Raw genomic sequence first — 16,116 nt, 5'->3', positions numbered from 1 at the left:
GAAACATCTTCGGGTTGTGAGGTTAAGCGACTAAGCGTACACGGTGGATGCCCTGGCAGTCAGAGGCGATGAAGGACGTGCTAATCTGCGAAAAGCGTCGGTAAGGTGATATGAACCGTTATAACCGGCGATGTCCGAATGGGGAAACCCAGTGCAATTCGTTGCACTATCGTTAACTGAATCCATAGGTTAACGAGGCGAACCGGGGGAACTGAAACATCTAAGTACCCCGAGGAAAAGAAATCAACCGAGATTCCCCCAGTAGCGGCGAGCGAACGGGGAGCAGCCCAGAGCCTGAATCAGCATGTGTGGTAGTGGAACGGTCTGGAAAGGCCGGCGATACAGGGTGACAGCCCCGTACACAAAATTGCATGTGCTGTGAGCTCGATGAGTAGGGCGGGACACGTGGTATCCTGTCTGAATATGGGGGGACCATCCTCCAAGGCTAAATACTCCTGACTGACCGATAGTGAACCAGTACCGTGAGGGAAAGGCGAAAAGAACCCCGGCGAGGGGAGTGAAAAAGAACCTGAAACCGTGTACGTACAAGCAGTGGGAGCCTCTTTAATGGGGTGACTGCGTACCTTTTGTATAATGGGTCAGCGACTTATATTCTGTAGCAAGGTTAACCGAATAGGGGAGCCGAAGGGAAACCGAGTCTTAACTGGGCGTTAAGTTGCAGGGTATAGACCCGAAACCCGGTGATCTAGCCATGGGCAGGTTGAAGGTTGGGTAACACTAACTGGAGGACCGAACCGACTAATGTTGAAAAATTAGCGGATGACTTGTGGCTGGGGGTGAAAGGCCAATCAAACCGGGAGATAGCTGGTTCTCCCCGAAAGCTATTTAGGTAGCGCCTCGTGAATTCATCTCCGGGGGTAGAGCACTGTTTCGGCTAGGGGGCCATCCCGGCTTACCAACCCGATGCAAACTGCGAATACCGGAGAATGTTATCACGGGAGACACACGGCGGGTGCTAACGTCCGTCGTGAAGAGGGAAACAACCCAGACCGCCAGCTAAGGTCCCAAAGTCATGGTTAAGTGGGAAACGATGTGGGAAGGCTCAGACAGCCAGGATGTTGGCTTAGAAGCAGCCATCATTTAAAGAAAGCGTAATAGCTCACTGGTCGAGTCGGCCTGCGCGGAAGATGTAACGGGGCTAAACCATGCACCGAAGCTGCGGCAGCGACACTAAGTGTTGTTGGGTAGGGGAGCGTTCTGTAAGCCTGTGAAGGTGTGCTGTGAGGCATGCTGGAGGTATCAGAAGTGCGAATGCTGACATAAGTAACGATAAAGCGGGTGAAAAGCCCGCTCGCCGGAAGACCAAGGGTTCCTGTCCAACGTTAATCGGGGCAGGGTGAGTCGACCCCTAAGGCGAGGCCGAAAGGCGTAGTCGATGGGAAACAGGTTAATATTCCTGTACCAGGTGTTACTGCGAAGGGGGGACGGAGAAGGCTATGTTGGCCGGGCGACGGTTGTCCCGGTTTAAGCGTGTAGGTGTGTGTTCCAGGTAAATCCGGTTCACTTTAACACTGAGGCGTGATGACGAGGCACTACGGTGCTGAAGTGACAAATGCCCTGCTTCCAGGAAAAGCCTCTAAGCATCAGGTAACATCAGATCGTACCCCAAACCGACACAGGTGGTCAGGTAGAGAATACCAAGGCGCTTGAGAGAACTCGGGTGAAGGAACTAGGCAAAATGGTGCCGTAACTTCGGGAGAAGGCACGCTGATATGTAGGTGAAGCGATTTACTCGTGGAGCTGAAATCAGTCGAAGATACCAGCTGGCTGCAACTGTTTATTAAAAACACAGCACTGTGCAAACACGAAAGTGGACGTATACGGTGTGACGCCTGCCCGGTGCCGGAAGGTTAATTGATGGGGTTATCCGTAAGGAGAAGCTCTTGATCGAAGCCCCGGTAAACGGCGGCCGTAACTATAACGGTCCTAAGGTAGCGAAATTCCTTGTCGGGTAAGTTCCGACCTGCACGAATGGCGTAATGATGGCCAGGCTGTCTCCACCCGAGACTCAGTGAAATTGAACTCGCTGTGAAGATGCAGTGTACCCGCGGCAAGACGGAAAGACCCCGTGAACCTTTACTATAGCTTGACACTGAACACTGGTCCTTGATGTGTAGGATAGGTGGGAGGCTTTGAAGCGCGGACGCCAGTTCGTGTGGAGCCATCCTTGAAATACCACCCTTTAATGGCTGGTGTTCTAACGTGGGCCCGTAATCCGGGTTGCGGACAGTGTCTGGTGGGTAGTTTGACTGGGGCGGTCTCCTCCTAAAGAGTAACGGAGGAGCACGAAGGTTAGCTAATCCTGGTCGGACATCAGGAGGTTAGTGCAAAGGCATAAGCTAGCTTGACTGCGAGCGTGACGGCGCGAGCAGGTGCGAAAGCAGGTCTTAGTGATCCGGTGGTTCTGAATGGAAGGGCCATCGCTCAACGGATAAAAGGTACTCCGGGGATAACAGGCTGATACCGCCCAAGAGTTCATATCGACGGCGGTGTTTGGCACCTCGATGTCGGCTCATCACATCCTGGGGCTGAAGTAGGTCCCAAGGGTATGGCTGTTCGCCATTTAAAGTGGTACGCGAGCTGGGTTTAGAACGTCGTGAGACAGTTCGGTCCCTATCTGCCGTGGGCGCTGGAGAATTGAGGGGGGCTGCTCCTAGTACGAGAGGACCGGAGTGGACGCATCACTGGTGTTCGGGTTGTCATGCCAATGGCACTGCCCGGTAGCTAAATGCGGAAGAGATAAGTGCTGAAAGCATCTAAGCACGAAACTTGCCCCGAGATGAGTTCTCCCTGACCCTTTAAGGGTCCTGAAGGAACGTTGAAGACGACGACGTTGATAGGCCGGGTGTGTAAGCGCAGCGATGCGTTGAGCTAACCGGTACTAATGAACCGTGAGGCTTAACCTTACAACGCCGAAGCTGTTTTGGCGGATTGAGAGAAAATTTTCAGCGTGATTACAGATTAGATTAACCGGCGAAAGGCGGGTTAATAAACAGAATTTGCCTGGCGGCTGTAGCGCGGTGGTCCCACCTGACCCCATGCCGAACTCAGAAGTGAAACGCCGTAGCGCCGATGGTAGTGTGGGGTCTCCCCATGCGAGAGTAGGGAACTGCCAGGCATCAAATTAAGCAGTAAACTGATGTAAAAATCAGTGGTTGTAGAAAAATTCGGTGGAGCGGTAGTTCAGTTGGTTAGAATACCTGCCTGTCACGCAGGGGGTCGCGGGTTCGAGTCCCGTCCGTTCCGCCACCCTAATTAGGGGCGTAGTTCAATTGGTAGAGCACCGGTCTCCAAAACCGGGTGTTGGGAGTTCGAGTCTCTCCGCCCCTGCCAGAAAATAATCCTTAGCATCTGCTAAGGATTTTTTTTGTCTGTAAAACGCGCCTCCAGATACCGATCTCTTCCTTTTCTGGCATCCTTGCCAATCTCATTTCTGCTTATTCTCCCAGTACATCTATCTTTAGAAGATCTTTGATCAGTACATGTTTATCACTATTTTGCAGCCAAATAGCGTATAACGGACGCGAAAGCGTTGCGCTGTCTGCAACAGTATGCAAACCTCCTTTCTCTTTTGCCCAACGTGTGGGTAACCATGTGCAGCCGTTCAGAGCATGAAGTTGCTGTCTGGCCAGTTCAGCAGAACTGGTGGTGAGTACCGGGACTTCATCGGCAGCAATCAATCCCACTTCGTTTTGTTGAAAGTCTGGCCCCCACTCCAGGCGCAGATAATTCAGAGCCTCTTTCATCGTTGAGGGGCTGGCGCAATATAACGCCAGGGTGAAATACCCCAGTAATTGACTGCTAAATTCATCCATTTTTGGGGCTTCTGTGGTGATAAGCAGATCAAGCTGACGTTCATGCAACTGTTTTACCAGTGACTGGCGCTGCGCAATACGGGCTTCGAATTGCAGGCCGTTCTGGGGCTCTTGTGACTGATACAAGCGTCCCAACCAGCCGTTGAGCATGCACTCCCACAGAGAGGCGCTGGCACCGATTGAAAATTCATTATGTCTGGATGTATGGGCGACCTCTTTACGTGCTGCCTGCCAAGTATTCATTAGCGTTTCCGCATAGGGCAGAAGCTTCTCGCCGGCCGCCGTTAAACGGATATTATTTCTGTGGCGGGTAAAAAGATTCACACCCAGTTGATTTTCCAACTGTCTGATGCGAAAGCTTACCGCCGACTGAGTCAGGTAGAGCGCTTCCGCAGCCCGGCCAAAGTGGCGCGTTCGGCTAACTTCCAGGAAAGTTTTTAACAATTCCGTATCCACAGTGCTCTCCGCAAAATTATTTGTCGTTATGATTTAAATGTTTTGTTTTACACTCTGTCAAGCGTAACTAATACTCCGCGCCATAAATAGATCGGCCAAAGAATTAGGAGCGTGCAGGATGGCGGAAAGCTTTACGACGACTAATCGATATTTCGACAACAAATATTATCCACGCGGATTCTCTCGTCATGGTGATTTCACCATCAAAGAGGCGCAACTGCTTGAACGTCACGGTTATGCCTTCAACGAGCTGGATCTCGGAAAACGCGAGCCGGTTACCGAAGAAGAGAAGCTCTTTGTTGCGGTATGTCGTGGTGAACGTGAGCCAGTGACCGAAGCGGAACGCGTCTGGTCCAAATATATGACGCGTATCAAGCGTCCAAAACGTTTCCATACCCTGTCCGGCGGTAAACCGCAGATGGAAGGTGCTGAGGACTACACAGAGTCTGATGACTAATAAAAAAAGGGCGAAGGCCCTTTTTTTATGTCAGTTGTTTCTGCAGGTGAGCAAGCAGTCGATCTATCGCCCGGTAACTGACCGCTTCCTGCAAGTGTCTTCGTGAAATGTGTTCGGCTTGCGCGAGATCGGCAATAGTCCTCGATACCTTTAATAACCGCTGCCAGGCGCGTATAGACAATCCAAGATGGATGAGGGTCTCTTCAAGCCACTGCGCGTCTTCATCTGCTAATGGGCAGTGTTCACGTATCTCCCTGTTTTGCAGGTGTGCATTCAATTTGCCCTGGCGTTTATGCTGACGTTCCCGCGCAGCAATGACCCGATGTTTAACCGTAAAGCTGTTTTCTCCCTTTACACCGGGCTGGCTGAGTATGCCTGGCGGTGGGAGAGGGATCTCAAGAGAAAGATCAAAGCGGTCCAGAAAGGGGCCCGATAGCCGACTGAGATAGCGTAATGTCTGTTCAGGCGTATTGCGGTTATGGTTGCCCTGATAATGACCGGTGGGACTGGGATTCATTGCCGCTACCAATTGAAAGCGCGCAGGATAGGTGATCTTAGCGCGCGTGCGCGAAAGGTGGATCTGACCAGACTCTATCGGTTCACGTAGAGCATCTAATGTGCGTCGTTCAAACTCAGGCAGCTCATCAAGAAACAGTATGCCGTTGTGTGCCAAAGAAATTTCGCCTGGTGCGGGGATAGTTCCGCCACCAACCATGGCGGTCAGGGATGCGCTGTGGTGTGGTGAGCGAAAAGGTCGTTGTTTCCATAACTTTTGCACGCTGGTCGAGTTAACCAGACTGAGGATAGCGGCGCTTTCCAGGGCTTCTTCGTTACTTAATGCCGGCAATAGGCCATTAAGACGGCTGGCAAGCATCGTTTTCCCCGTACCCGGTGGGCCAACTAATAGCAGATTGTGGCCACCTGCGGCGGTGATCTCAAGGCTGCGCTTCCCTTGCTCCTGACCAATAATATCGCTGAGATCATCTGATGACACACTGATAGTGTCGTTGTTAACAACAGGATGGCTAAGGTCATATTTTCCTTCCAGGAAGGCACAGACAGCTTGTAGATGATCGGCAACCAGACATCCTTCACCCTCAATCAGCCCGACTTCGTCTTCGTTCTCTTTTGCCACGATAATGCCCCTTCCCACCCGTATCGCCTCGGTTGCGCTGGATATGGCGCCGGGAACGCCGCGTAACGCACCTGTAAGCGCTAATTCACCCACTAACTCATATTGGTCGAGTTTATGGGTTGTAAGCTGCTCAGAGGCAACCAGAAGCGCCACAGCAATAGGTAAATCATATCTCCCGCCCTCTTTGGGAAGATCGGCAGGGGCGAGATTGATGGTGATTTTCTTTGCGGGAAAGTCATATCCGCTATTAATGATCGCGCTGCGTACCCGGTCGCGCGCCTCTTTGACGGTCGTTTCTGGTAACCCCACCAGTGTTAAACCGGGTAAACCGTTGCTGATATGCACTTCGATAGTAATCGCCGGTGCATTGACACCCAGCGCAGCGCGTGTATGAACAATTGACAGTGACATAGCCCCTCCAGATGCCACTATTATGTCTAATTTCCTCTGTGCAAGATCACTGCTAAATAATGTTTATTCGCAGAAGATTCCGCACTTTTAATGCAATTAGTTTACGTCTTCTCTTTTTCTGGAAGGGCGCTCGCAATCCGTTTTCCTCTCCTGCGACGTTATGAAAAAGGGGTTTACTTCCGTCCAGATAGTGAATTTTTTTCAATTCCTGGTTTTTGTATATAAAACAAGGAGTTTTCGTTAATCCGTTAGCTGAGTCAGAAAAATGAAAAGAAAAAAATCTTGTGCTATTGGCGAAATCTATGGTAACTCTTTAGGCATTCCTTCGAACAAGATGCCAGAAAAGACAAAAATGACAGCCCTTCTACGAGTGATTAGCCTGGTCGTGATTAGCGTGGTGGTGATTATTATCCCACCGTGCGGGGCTGCACTTGGACGAGGAAAGGCTTAAAAATCAAGCCTTAACGAACTAAGACCCCCGCACCGAAAGGTCCGGGGGTTTTTTTTGACCTTAAAAACACAACAGAGGAGCAGAAAATGAATAACAGCATAAAATTCTGTTTCTTCAGATTTATGACGGGGAACTAACTATGAATGGAGCACAGTGGGTGGTACATGCGTTGCGTGCACAGGGGGTCGACACCGTATTCGGCTATCCCGGTGGCGCAATTATGCCGGTCTACGATGCGTTGTACGACGGTGGCGTGGAACACCTGCTGTGCCGACACGAACAGGGGGCCGCGATCGCAGCCATTGGCTATGCCCGTTCCACCGGTAAAACGGGGGTCTGCATCGCTACTTCTGGTCCGGGGGCAACCAACCTGATCACCGGACTTGCAGATGCGCTGTTAGATTCGGTCCCTGTTGTCGCGATCACCGGGCAGGTTGCTGCGCCGTTCATCGGCACTGATGCGTTTCAGGAAGTGGACGTACTGGGGTTGTCGTTGGCCTGCACCAAGCACAGTTTCCTGGTGCAGTCACTGGAAGAGCTGCCACGCATCATGGCGGAGGCGTTTGAGGTCGCTAACACGGGTCGTCCGGGTCCGGTTCTGGTTGATATCCCGAAAGATATCCAGTTAGCCAGCGGGGCGCTGGAACCGTATTTCACGACCGTCGAAAACGCGGCAGTTTTCCCTCAGGCTGACGTAGAGCAGGCGCGTAACATGCTGGCTCAGGCGCAAAAACCGATGCTGTATGTGGGAGGAGGCGTAGGGATGGCGCAGGCGGTTCCGGCGCTGCGTGAGTTTATTGCGGTAACGCAAATGCCGGTGACCTGCACGCTGAAAGGCCTGGGGGCTGTTGAGGCGGATTATCCCTACTATCTGGGGATGCTGGGCATGCATGGCACCAAAGCCGCGAATTTTGCCGTGCAGGAATGTGATTTGTTGATTGCCGTAGGTGCACGTTTTGATGACCGGGTGACCGGCAAACTGGATACTTTCGCGCCCCATGCCAGTGTTATCCACATGGATATCGATCCGGCTGAACTGAACAAACTGCGCCGGGCGCATGTCACCTTGCAGGGCGATTTGAATGCGCTGCTGCCTGCGCTGCAACAACCGGTCGACATCGATGAATGGCGTCAGCGTAATGCGGAACTGCGTACTGACCACACCTGGCGCTACGATCATCCAGGGGAGGCCATCTACGCGCCGCTGCTGCTGAAACAGCTGTCGGAGCGTAAGCCTGCCAACTGTGTTGTAACGACGGATGTCGGTCAGCATCAGATGTGGTCTGCACAACATATGACCTACAGTCGCCCGGAGAATTTCATCACCTCCAGCGGCTTAGGCACGATGGGCTTTGGTTTACCGGCTGCCGTTGGGGCGCAGGTTGCGCGACCGGACGACACCGTTATCTGTATCTCCGGTGACGGCTCCTTCATGATGAATGTTCAGGAGCTGGGCACCGTAAAACGTAAGCAATTACCGTTGAAGATAGTTTTACTGGATAACCAACGGTTAGGTATGGTTCGACAATGGCAGCAGCTGTTTTTCCAGGAACGATATAGCGAAACCACCTTAACCGATAACCCCGATTTCCTCACGTTAGCCAGCGCCTTCGGCATCCCTGGCCAACACATCACCCGAAAAGACCAGGTTGAAGCGGCGCTCGATACCCTGCTGAACAGCGACGGGCCATACCTGCTTCATGTCTCAATCGACGAACTTGAGAATGTCTGGCCACTGGTGCCGCCTGGCGCCAGCAACGCTGAAATGCTGGAGAAATTATCATGATGCAACATCAGGTCGCCGTAGAGGCTCGCTTTAACCCGGAAACGCTGGAACGTGTTTTACGTGTGGTACGCCATCGTGGTTTTCAGGTATGTGCCATGAATATGGAAGCCGCCCGTGACGCGCAGAATATAAATATCGAATTGACCGTTGCCAGTCCACGGTCGGTCGACTTACTGTTTAGTCAGTTAAGTAAGCTGGTGGATGTGGCACATGTTGCCATCTGCCAGAGCACAACAACATCACAACAAATCCGCGCGTAAGCGTGACAGGAAGAAGAAATGACGACGAAAAAAGCTGATTACATTTGGTTCAATGGCGAGATGGTTCGTTGGGAAGACGCGAAAGTTCACGTGATGTCCCACGCGCTGCACTACGGTACGTCTGTCTTTGAAGGCATCCGTTGCTATGACTCGCACAAAGGCCCGGTGGTGTTCCGTCATCGTGAACATATGCAACGCCTGCATGACTCAGCCAAAATTTATCGTTTCCCGGTCTCTCAGAGCGTGGATGAGTTGATGGAAGCCTGCCGTGAGGTGATCCGTAAAAACAACCTGACCAGCGCTTATATTCGCCCGCTGGTGTTTGTTGGCGATGTAGGCATGGGCGTGAACCCGCCTCCGGGATACACCACCGACGTCATTATCGCTGCGTTCCCGTGGGGCGCGTACCTGGGCGCTGAAGCGCTGGAACAAGGGATCGATGCAATGGTTTCCTCGTGGAACCGTGCCGCACCTAACACTATCCCGACCGCCGCAAAAGCGGGCGGTAACTACCTTTCGTCACTTCTGGTGGGTAGCGAAGCGCGTCGTCATGGCTATCAGGAAGGTATTGCGCTGGATGTGAATGGTTACATCTCCGAAGGCGCCGGTGAAAACCTGTTTGAAGTGAAAGACGGTGTGCTGTTTACCCCGCCGTTTACCTCTTCCGCGTTGCCGGGGATCACCCGTGACGCCATCATTAAACTGGCGAAAGAACTGGGTATTGAAGTGCGCGAGCAGGTTCTGTCCCGCGAATCCCTGTATCTGGCGGATGAAGTCTTCATGTCTGGTACCGCGGCGGAAATCACCCCGGTTCGCAGCGTTGACGGCATTCAGGTGGGCGAAGGCCGCTGTGGTCCAGTCACCAAACGCATCCAGCAAGCGTTCTTCGGCCTGTTCACCGGCGAAACCGAGGACAAATGGGGCTGGTTGGATCAGGTAAATTCATAATTAAAGATAAATGGGACGGCACGCACCGTCCCGTTTTACAGACACCAGGAGTAAATAACGCATGCCTAAGTACCGTTCCGCTACCACCACTCATGGCCGCAATATGGCAGGAGCCCGCGCGCTGTGGCGCGCAACCGGAATGACGGATGCCGATTTTGGCAAACCGATCATTGCCGTCGTGAACTCATTCACCCAGTTTGTGCCAGGACACGTGCACCTGCGCGATCTCGGTAAACTGGTCGCTGAACAGATTGAAGCGTCCGGCGGCGTGGCGAAAGAGTTCAATACCATTGCCGTGGATGATGGTATCGCTATGGGTCATGGGGGCATGCTTTATTCACTGCCGTCGCGCGAGCTGATCGCAGATTCGGTGGAGTACATGGTGAATGCCCATTGTGCCGATGCAATGGTCTGTATCTCCAACTGCGACAAAATCACCCCAGGGATGCTGATGGCTTCCCTGCGTCTGAACATTCCGGTGATCTTCGTTTCCGGCGGTCCGATGGAAGCCGGGAAAACCAAGCTGTCTGATAAAATCATCAAGCTCGATCTGGTCGATGCCATGATCCAGGGCGCGGACCCGAAAGTCTCTGACGATCAGAGTAATCAGGTTGAACGTTCCGCCTGTCCGACCTGTGGCTCCTGTTCCGGGATGTTTACCGCGAACTCGATGAACTGTCTGACCGAAGCGTTGGGCCTGTCACAGCCGGGTAACGGTTCGCTGTTGGCGACTCACGCCGACCGTAAACAGTTGTTCCTCAATGCCGGTAAACGCATTGTTGAGCTGACTAAACGTTACTACGAGCAGGATGACGCCTCCGCGCTGCCGCGCAGCATAGCCAGCAAGGCAGCGTTTGAGAACGCCATGACGCTGGATATCGCGATGGGCGGTTCCACCAATACCGTTCTGCACTTACTGGCGGCGGCGCAGGAAGCGGAGATCGATTTCACAATGAGTGATATCGACAAACTTTCCCGTAAAGTGCCGCAGCTGTGCAAAGTGGCGCCGAGTACGCAGAAATACCATATGGAAGATGTTCACCGTGCGGGCGGGGTGCTGGGGATTCTGGGCGAGCTGGATCGTGCGGGCCTGTTGAACCGGGACGTGAAGAACGTGCTGGGGCTGACGTTGCCGCAAACCCTTGAGCAGTATGACATCACGGTGACGCAAGATGACGCCGTGAAGCAGATGTTCCGCGCAGGCCCTGCGGGTATTCGGACTACAGAAGCGTTCTCGCAGGATTGCCGCTGGGACTCGCTGGATGACGATCGCGCTGAAGGTTGTATCCGTTCGCTGGAACATGCCTACAGCAAAGATGGTGGTCTGGCGGTACTTTACGGAAACTTCGCGGAAAATGGCTGCATCGTCAAAACCGCCGGCGTGGATGACAGTATTCTGAAGTTCACTGGCCCGGCCAAAGTGTATGAAAGCCAGGATGAGGCGGTTGACGCGATCCTCGGCGGCAAAGTGGTGGCAGGCGATGTGGTCGTGATCCGCTACGAAGGGCCGAAAGGCGGACCGGGGATGCAGGAAATGCTTTACCCGACCACCTTCCTCAAGTCGATGGGCCTCGGCAAAGCGTGCGCACTGGTTACCGACGGTCGTTTCTCTGGCGGCACCTCTGGCCTCTCCATTGGTCACGTTTCACCGGAAGCGGCCAGCGGCGGCAATATCGCGATCATTGAAGACGGTGACATGATTGCTATCGATATTCCAAACCGTGGCATTCAACTGCAACTGAGCGATGCGGAAATTGCTGCGCGTCGTGAAGCTCAGGAAGCACGCGGCGACAAAGCGTGGACTCCGAAAAATCGTCAGCGTCAGGTGTCGTTTGCGCTGCGCGCCTATGCCAGCCTGGCGACCAGCGCCGATAAAGGCGCGGTCCGCGATAAATCGAAACTGGGAGGCTGATGATGGCCGAATCACAACCTCTGTCAGCAGCCCCGGAAGGGGCAGAATATCTGCGTGCGGTGCTCCGCGCGCCGGTATACGAAGCGGCGCAGGTGACGCCGCTACAAAAAATGGAAAAGCTCTCATCGCGCCTTGATAACGTGATCCTCGTGAAGCGCGAAGACCGGCAGCCCGTTCACAGCTTCAAACTTCGAGGCGCTTACGCGATGATGGCAGGGCTGACCGAGGCGCAAAAAGCTCACGGGGTGATCACCGCTTCTGCAGGCAACCATGCCCAGGGCGTGGCGTTTTCCTCCGCTCGTCTGGGCGTGAAGGCGCTGATCGTGATGCCTGTTGCGACGGCCGATATCAAAGTCGATGCCGTTCGCGGGTTTGGCGGCGAAGTGCTGCTGCATGGCGCAAACTTTGATGAAGCGAAAGCGAAAGCGATTGAACTGTCGCAGCAACAGGGTTTTACCTGGGTTCCGCCATTCGATCATCCGATGGTGATTGCCGGTCAGGGGACGCTGGCGCTGGAACTGCTGCAGCAGGATGCGCATCTTGATCGTGTATTTGTACCGGTCGGCGGCGGCGGTCTGGCGGCGGGCGTGGCGGTACTGATTAAGCAATTGATGCCGCAAATCAAAGTGATTGCGGTGGAGGCGGAAGACTCCGCCTGTCTGAAAGCGGCGCTGGATGCGGGCCATCCGGTCGATCTCCCACGCGTTGGCCTGTTCGCCGAAGGTGTCGCGGTAAAACGCATTGGCGATGAAACCTTCCGTCTGTGTCAGGAATATCTCGACGACATCATCACCGTGGATAGCGACGCGATATGTGCGGCGATGAAAGACCTGTTCGAAGATGTTCGCGCAGTCGCAGAGCCTTCCGGCGCGCTGGCGCTGGCGGGAATGAAAAAGTACGTCGCTCAGCACAATATCCGCGGCGAACGTCTGGCGCATATCCTTTCCGGCGCTAACGTCAATTTCCACGGTCTGCGCTACGTTTCCGAGCGTTGCGAGCTGGGCGAACAGCGTGAGGCGCTGCTGGCAGTGACCATTCCGGAAGAAAAAGGCAGCTTCCTGAAGTTTTGCCAACTGCTGGGCGGTCGCTCAGTCACTGAATTTAACTATCGCTTTGCCGATGATAAGAACGCCTGCATTTTCGTCGGTGTCCGGTTGAGCAGGGGGATGGAAGAACGCACGGAGATCCTGAATCTGTTGCGCGACGGTGGCTACAGCGTGGTTGACCTCTCTGACGACGAAATGGCGAAGCTGCACGTACGCTACATGGTTGGCGGTCGTCCATCGAAACCGCTACAGGAACGTTTATTCAGCTTCGAATTTCCGGAATCACCCGGCGCGCTGCTCAAGTTCTTGCATACGCTGGGGACCCACTGGAATATCTCGTTGTTCCATTACCGCAGCCACGGCACGGACTATGGCCGCGTACTGGCCGCGTTTGAACTGGGCGATCACGAACCGGATTTCGAAACGCGTTTGCAAGAACTGGGCTATGAGTGTCACGACGAAACGCATAACCCGGCATTCCGCTTTTTTCTTGCAGGCTAACCGCGGCTTAACAGGAGATGACCTGACCGGGTTATCTCCTGTTTTTTTGTAAGCTCAACGGTAATACGTATGGGCAAACAGTTTATTGTTATCATCTCCGTCTTTGAACAACCCATCATAATTTCCTTCCGGCAACAATAGCGCCTTCTCCGGACCATTAAGTAAGGTGATAGTTTTAGCGCCTGCCGACAAAGTAACCGGCGGGGCGAGTGTGATCCCTTCCACGTTTATTTGTGCTGATATGGGGGTGCCGGTTTCACTGTACAACTGATATCTTCCGGACAGCGGTACGTTAAATTCCTCCTGACGGCCAATGTGTAGTTGTCGCCCCGCCAATCTTATACTTGGCGCGACCTTGACGTAGCTGTTGTCGATGGCTTCTGCGATAGCAGAATAGATATTACTCAACCGGTAGGACCATATAATGACTTTCGGGGGGGACTGAGTCAGCACTTGCCAGGCTTCGGAATGTTTACCTTCTCGCCGTGTCTTTAAAACATACCAGGCATCGAGCCATAGCGTCGTCGGCTCCAGCCTGTTGGGCAGCATCCCTATACCATCAAAATACTTTTCGTCAGGTTTGAGCAGTGCTTCTGCTCTGGTAACCAGTTCAAGTTGTTGCACATTGTTAATTTTCAGGTAGCTGAGATTGAGACAGTAGCTTGAAACCAGGGTTACTGTTGTCACCGCCAGGATAAATAATCTCGTGGCTGGCCTGCGGTTTTGGGCGAGAAGGCTATCTAGCGGGACGAGGGACCAGAGCGATATAAACGGTAGCGCCATAATAAACACATAGGGCCAGGGCTGGTTATGAGTGAAAACTAACGTGGTAATGACGAATGAAAAAATCAGGGCGATGCGCGTTTTTTCATTCAAGGTTTTCCAGCGCTTTAATGCCATTATCATGCCGCTAAAACAGAGCAGATAGAGAAGCGTATTGTCTAAAAGGGTTTGCAAGACATATACGCGAATCCCGTTATAGGCTTCGCTGCTGTATACCGCCACTTCTACCGGACCGAAGATCAAACCTTCAGCGATACGTAACGGGTCGCTGCCGCCAAATATAAAGCAATAGGCAATTGCAGGAAGTAACCAACCGGCGGTTAAGTAAAAGCCGCGAACGATAGCATCGATGAAATGTTTGCGCAGCGTAGCGTCAATCACCAATCCAAGCCCAAGCGCCAGATTGAAGAACGCTGATTTTTGGGTAACTAAAAACGCCAGTCCGCTCAGGATACCGGCGATAAAAATCTTTCTTGCGTTGAGCGTATGGCCGCGCAGAATTACCAGCACGGCGGCCAGGGCGAAAAACAGCGCCAGGGGCTCTGAACGGGTGCGGAAGATGCGCTCCATAAAATTCGTAAAACAGAGTAAAACGAGAATAATAAAAAGCGCCCGTAAGCGCTGCTCGCCCAGCGCACGCGCGCAGGCATAGACCAGCAGCAGGGTTCCACAAGCGAGGAGTGCCGTCTGCATCCGCGCGACGAGAATGATCGAAACCGCATCCCAGCCAATCAGGTGAGCCAGTTTATAAAACACCGCAAACCCTACGGCCTTAGGGGGGTGAATCGTGTCGAATAGTCCATTAGCAAAATACTTGGCGTAGCCAAGTTGGGCAAACTCATCCATGATCAAGAGAATATGCCAGGCAAAAACGAAAATAAGCGTAACTTTAATGGCAATACTCACACTAAGGAGGAGCGTTAACCTGCGCGGGCAGGCGCCAATAAAAAGCGTGCCGGAGGTATCCATTTTATTATCTTCTGGCTTTGCCATTGGCTTTATCTCCATCTCCATTTAGCACCAACTCCATGATTTCCTGCGCCATTTTTCGCCAGCTATAATGTTCTCTGGCATAACAAATCATGGCCTCACGTTCGTGGAGGGAGAGCACGCAGTTATCTATTGCGACAGAGCAGAACTGTGCCGAACGTTGTGGCTCGTTGAGGTCTATGTTCACACCATGTATCCAGCTTGCCGCTACGGGATCGGCTCTGTGAGCCGGGCTACCACAGATGACGGGTAATCCACAAGCCATTGCCTCCTGGATAACAAGGGGATAACCTTCTCCGACGGCCGGTAACAGAAGAACATCCGCACAGCGATAAAGCTCTGCCAGTGCGCGGGGGGCCTGAACGCCAAGATCGTAAACGTTGCTCAATCCCCATTCTGCGGGGCGAAGTGGGCCGTTTCCGGCCAGTAAAAACTGGCATTCCGGTCTGGTTATTGCCAGAGCGTGCAGTATCGACAACCCTTTCTTTTCAACATAACGACCCACGAATAGTATGCGCCGGGCACAAGGCGGGAGGTTGTATCTTGCCAGCGGAGTTTGACTGGATACTGAAGTCACGGAGGGATAGAAAATGGTGCTATCAACCCCGTTAAACAGCAATTTATACGGATAACGCGCAGGGGTCCCAAGCAGGTCGTGGCGGACAGTATCGCTAATAAATACCCTGGCATCGGCGGCCCATAACATCGGGCGTGTTACGACCAAATTAGCCAGCCGCATAAGCAGACGCAGTACGGGTGATCTGAAAGGAATGGCGGCAATATGTTGAATCAGAATGACGGGCTTCGCGTGGAGTTTGGCCATCATCATACCAAGGATTGATGTGGCATAGAGCGCATCGTGAATCACCACCACGTCGCTACGCCGGACGGCGTCGCTAAGTGCGCAAATGGCTGTAGGGCCAGGTAACGGCATTGGCAGACCGGTGAGTTTCTCCAACGGATCGACGCAGCGTAACGCGATAATGTTGAGATTACCGGTAGGTAACGTATCGCTGGCGCTGGCTGCCCAATACGGTGTCGCTCCCAGGTGTGCGAACTGGCGGCACAAATGCCCGGCAACGCGTTCAATACCCCCGCCGTGTGCCTCGTAGAAATGGCTGATCGTCAAGATATTCACTGGCTA

12 protein-coding genes, 2 tRNA genes and 2 rRNA genes are annotated in these 16,116 nt (G+C 53.2%); 12 read left to right on the top strand and 4 right to left on the bottom strand.

Annotation, left to right across the window (positions count from 1 at the left end; all coding sequences use genetic code 11):
• Window positions 1–20: 20 nt before the first annotated feature.
• From AOY24_RS16815 to AOY24_RS16800, 4 genes are all read left to right on the top strand, one after another.
• Window positions 21–2,927, top strand: a 23S ribosomal RNA gene (locus tag AOY24_RS16815).
• Window positions 2,928–3,023: 96 nt separating this feature from the next.
• A 5S ribosomal RNA gene (gene rrf, locus AOY24_RS16810) occupies window positions 3,024–3,139 on the top strand.
• A 54-nt stretch (window positions 3,140–3,193) separates the two neighbouring features.
• Window positions 3,194–3,270, top strand: a tRNA-Asp gene (locus tag AOY24_RS16805).
• A gap of 8 nt (window positions 3,271–3,278) precedes the next feature.
• Window positions 3,279–3,354 (top strand) — tRNA-Trp (locus tag AOY24_RS16800).
• 104 nt (window positions 3,355–3,458) lie between these two features.
• Here the strand turns inward: AOY24_RS16800 and hdfR are convergent.
• Window positions 3,459–4,292 (bottom strand): HTH-type transcriptional regulator HdfR, encoded by an 834-nt coding sequence (hdfR, locus tag AOY24_RS16795; RefSeq protein ID WP_042998770.1) that lies wholly within the window; start codon window positions 4,290–4,292, stop codon window positions 3,459–3,461.
• Window positions 4,293–4,410: 118 nt separating this feature from the next.
• On the opposite strand from hdfR, the gene maoP reads away from it, so the two are divergent.
• On the top strand, window positions 4,411–4,749 hold the full coding sequence (maoP, locus tag AOY24_RS16790; RefSeq protein WP_042326051.1) for a macrodomain Ori organization protein MaoP: 339 nt from the start codon (window positions 4,411–4,413) through the stop codon (window positions 4,747–4,749).
• Between the two features lie 25 nt (window positions 4,750–4,774).
• Here the strand turns inward: maoP and AOY24_RS16785 are convergent, their stop codons facing one another.
• On the bottom strand, window positions 4,775–6,295 hold the full coding sequence (locus AOY24_RS16785) for a YifB family Mg chelatase-like AAA ATPase (protein WP_054177009.1): 1,521 nt from the start codon (window positions 6,293–6,295) through the stop codon (window positions 4,775–4,777).
• Between the two features lie 352 nt (window positions 6,296–6,647).
• Here AOY24_RS16785 and ilvL point away from each other — a divergent pair, with 352 nt between their 5' ends.
• The 7 genes from ilvL to ilvA all read left to right on the top strand — a co-directional run bounded on the left by ilvL (window position 6,648) and on the right by ilvA (window position 13,199).
• Window positions 6,648–6,746, top strand: coding sequence for an ilv operon leader peptide (gene ilvL / locus AOY24_RS16775; RefSeq protein ID WP_001311244.1), 99 nt, complete (start codon window positions 6,648–6,650; stop codon window positions 6,744–6,746).
• Between the two features lie 86 nt (window positions 6,747–6,832).
• Entirely contained in the window at window positions 6,833–6,883 is a 51-nt protein-coding gene (gene ilvX / locus AOY24_RS25275) for a peptide IlvX (RefSeq protein WP_193762813.1), read from the top strand.
• Between the two features lie 2 nt (window positions 6,884–6,885).
• Window positions 6,886–8,532 carry an acetolactate synthase 2 catalytic subunit gene (ilvG, locus tag AOY24_RS16770; RefSeq protein ID WP_054177008.1) on the top strand — a complete coding sequence of 549 codons (1,647 nt, stop codon included), beginning with the start codon at window positions 6,886–6,888 and terminating at the stop codon, window positions 8,530–8,532.
• Entirely contained in the window at window positions 8,529–8,792 is a 264-nt protein-coding gene (ilvM, locus tag AOY24_RS16765; protein WP_042326055.1) for an acetolactate synthase 2 small subunit, read from the top strand. Before ilvG ends, ilvM begins: the two co-directional genes overlap by 4 nt.
• An 18-nt stretch (window positions 8,793–8,810) precedes the next feature.
• Entirely contained in the window at window positions 8,811–9,740 is a 930-nt protein-coding gene (gene ilvE / locus AOY24_RS16760) for a branched-chain-amino-acid transaminase (protein ID WP_042998773.1), read from the top strand.
• 61 nt (window positions 9,741–9,801) lie between these two features.
• The gene (ilvD, locus tag AOY24_RS16755) at window positions 9,802–11,652 is read left to right on the top strand and encodes a dihydroxy-acid dehydratase (protein ID WP_042998774.1); all 1,851 of its coding nucleotides are present in this window, start codon (window positions 9,802–9,804) and stop codon (window positions 11,650–11,652) included.
• 2 nt (window positions 11,653–11,654) lie between these two features.
• Window positions 11,655–13,199: a threonine ammonia-lyase, biosynthetic gene (ilvA, locus tag AOY24_RS16750; protein WP_043001785.1), complete on the top strand. Its 1,545-nt coding sequence runs from the start codon at window positions 11,655–11,657 to the stop codon at window positions 13,197–13,199.
• Window positions 13,200–13,253: 54 nt separating this feature from the next.
• On the opposite strand, the gene AOY24_RS16745 is transcribed toward ilvA, so the two are convergent.
• Together AOY24_RS16745 and AOY24_RS16740 are read right to left on the bottom strand one after the other, a co-directional pair.
• Window positions 13,254–14,975 (bottom strand): hypothetical protein, encoded by a 1,722-nt coding sequence (locus AOY24_RS16745; protein ID WP_054177007.1) that lies wholly within the window; start codon window positions 14,973–14,975, stop codon window positions 13,254–13,256.
• Window positions 14,956–16,110 (bottom strand): glycosyltransferase family 4 protein, encoded by a 1,155-nt coding sequence (locus AOY24_RS16740; RefSeq protein WP_054177006.1) that lies wholly within the window; start codon window positions 16,108–16,110, stop codon window positions 14,956–14,958. The genes AOY24_RS16745 and AOY24_RS16740 overlap by 20 nt, the downstream gene beginning before the upstream one ends.
• Window positions 16,111–16,116: the final 6 nt, after the last annotated feature.

It is taken from the genome of Citrobacter sp. CtB7.12 (assembly GCF_001297795.1).
In the GTDB taxonomy this organism is placed as follows: domain Bacteria; phylum Pseudomonadota; class Gammaproteobacteria; order Enterobacterales; family Enterobacteriaceae; genus Citrobacter_A; species Citrobacter_A amalonaticus.
Note: the sequence above shows the minus strand (reverse complement) of the source record. Positions and strands in the feature narration are given on the sequence as shown.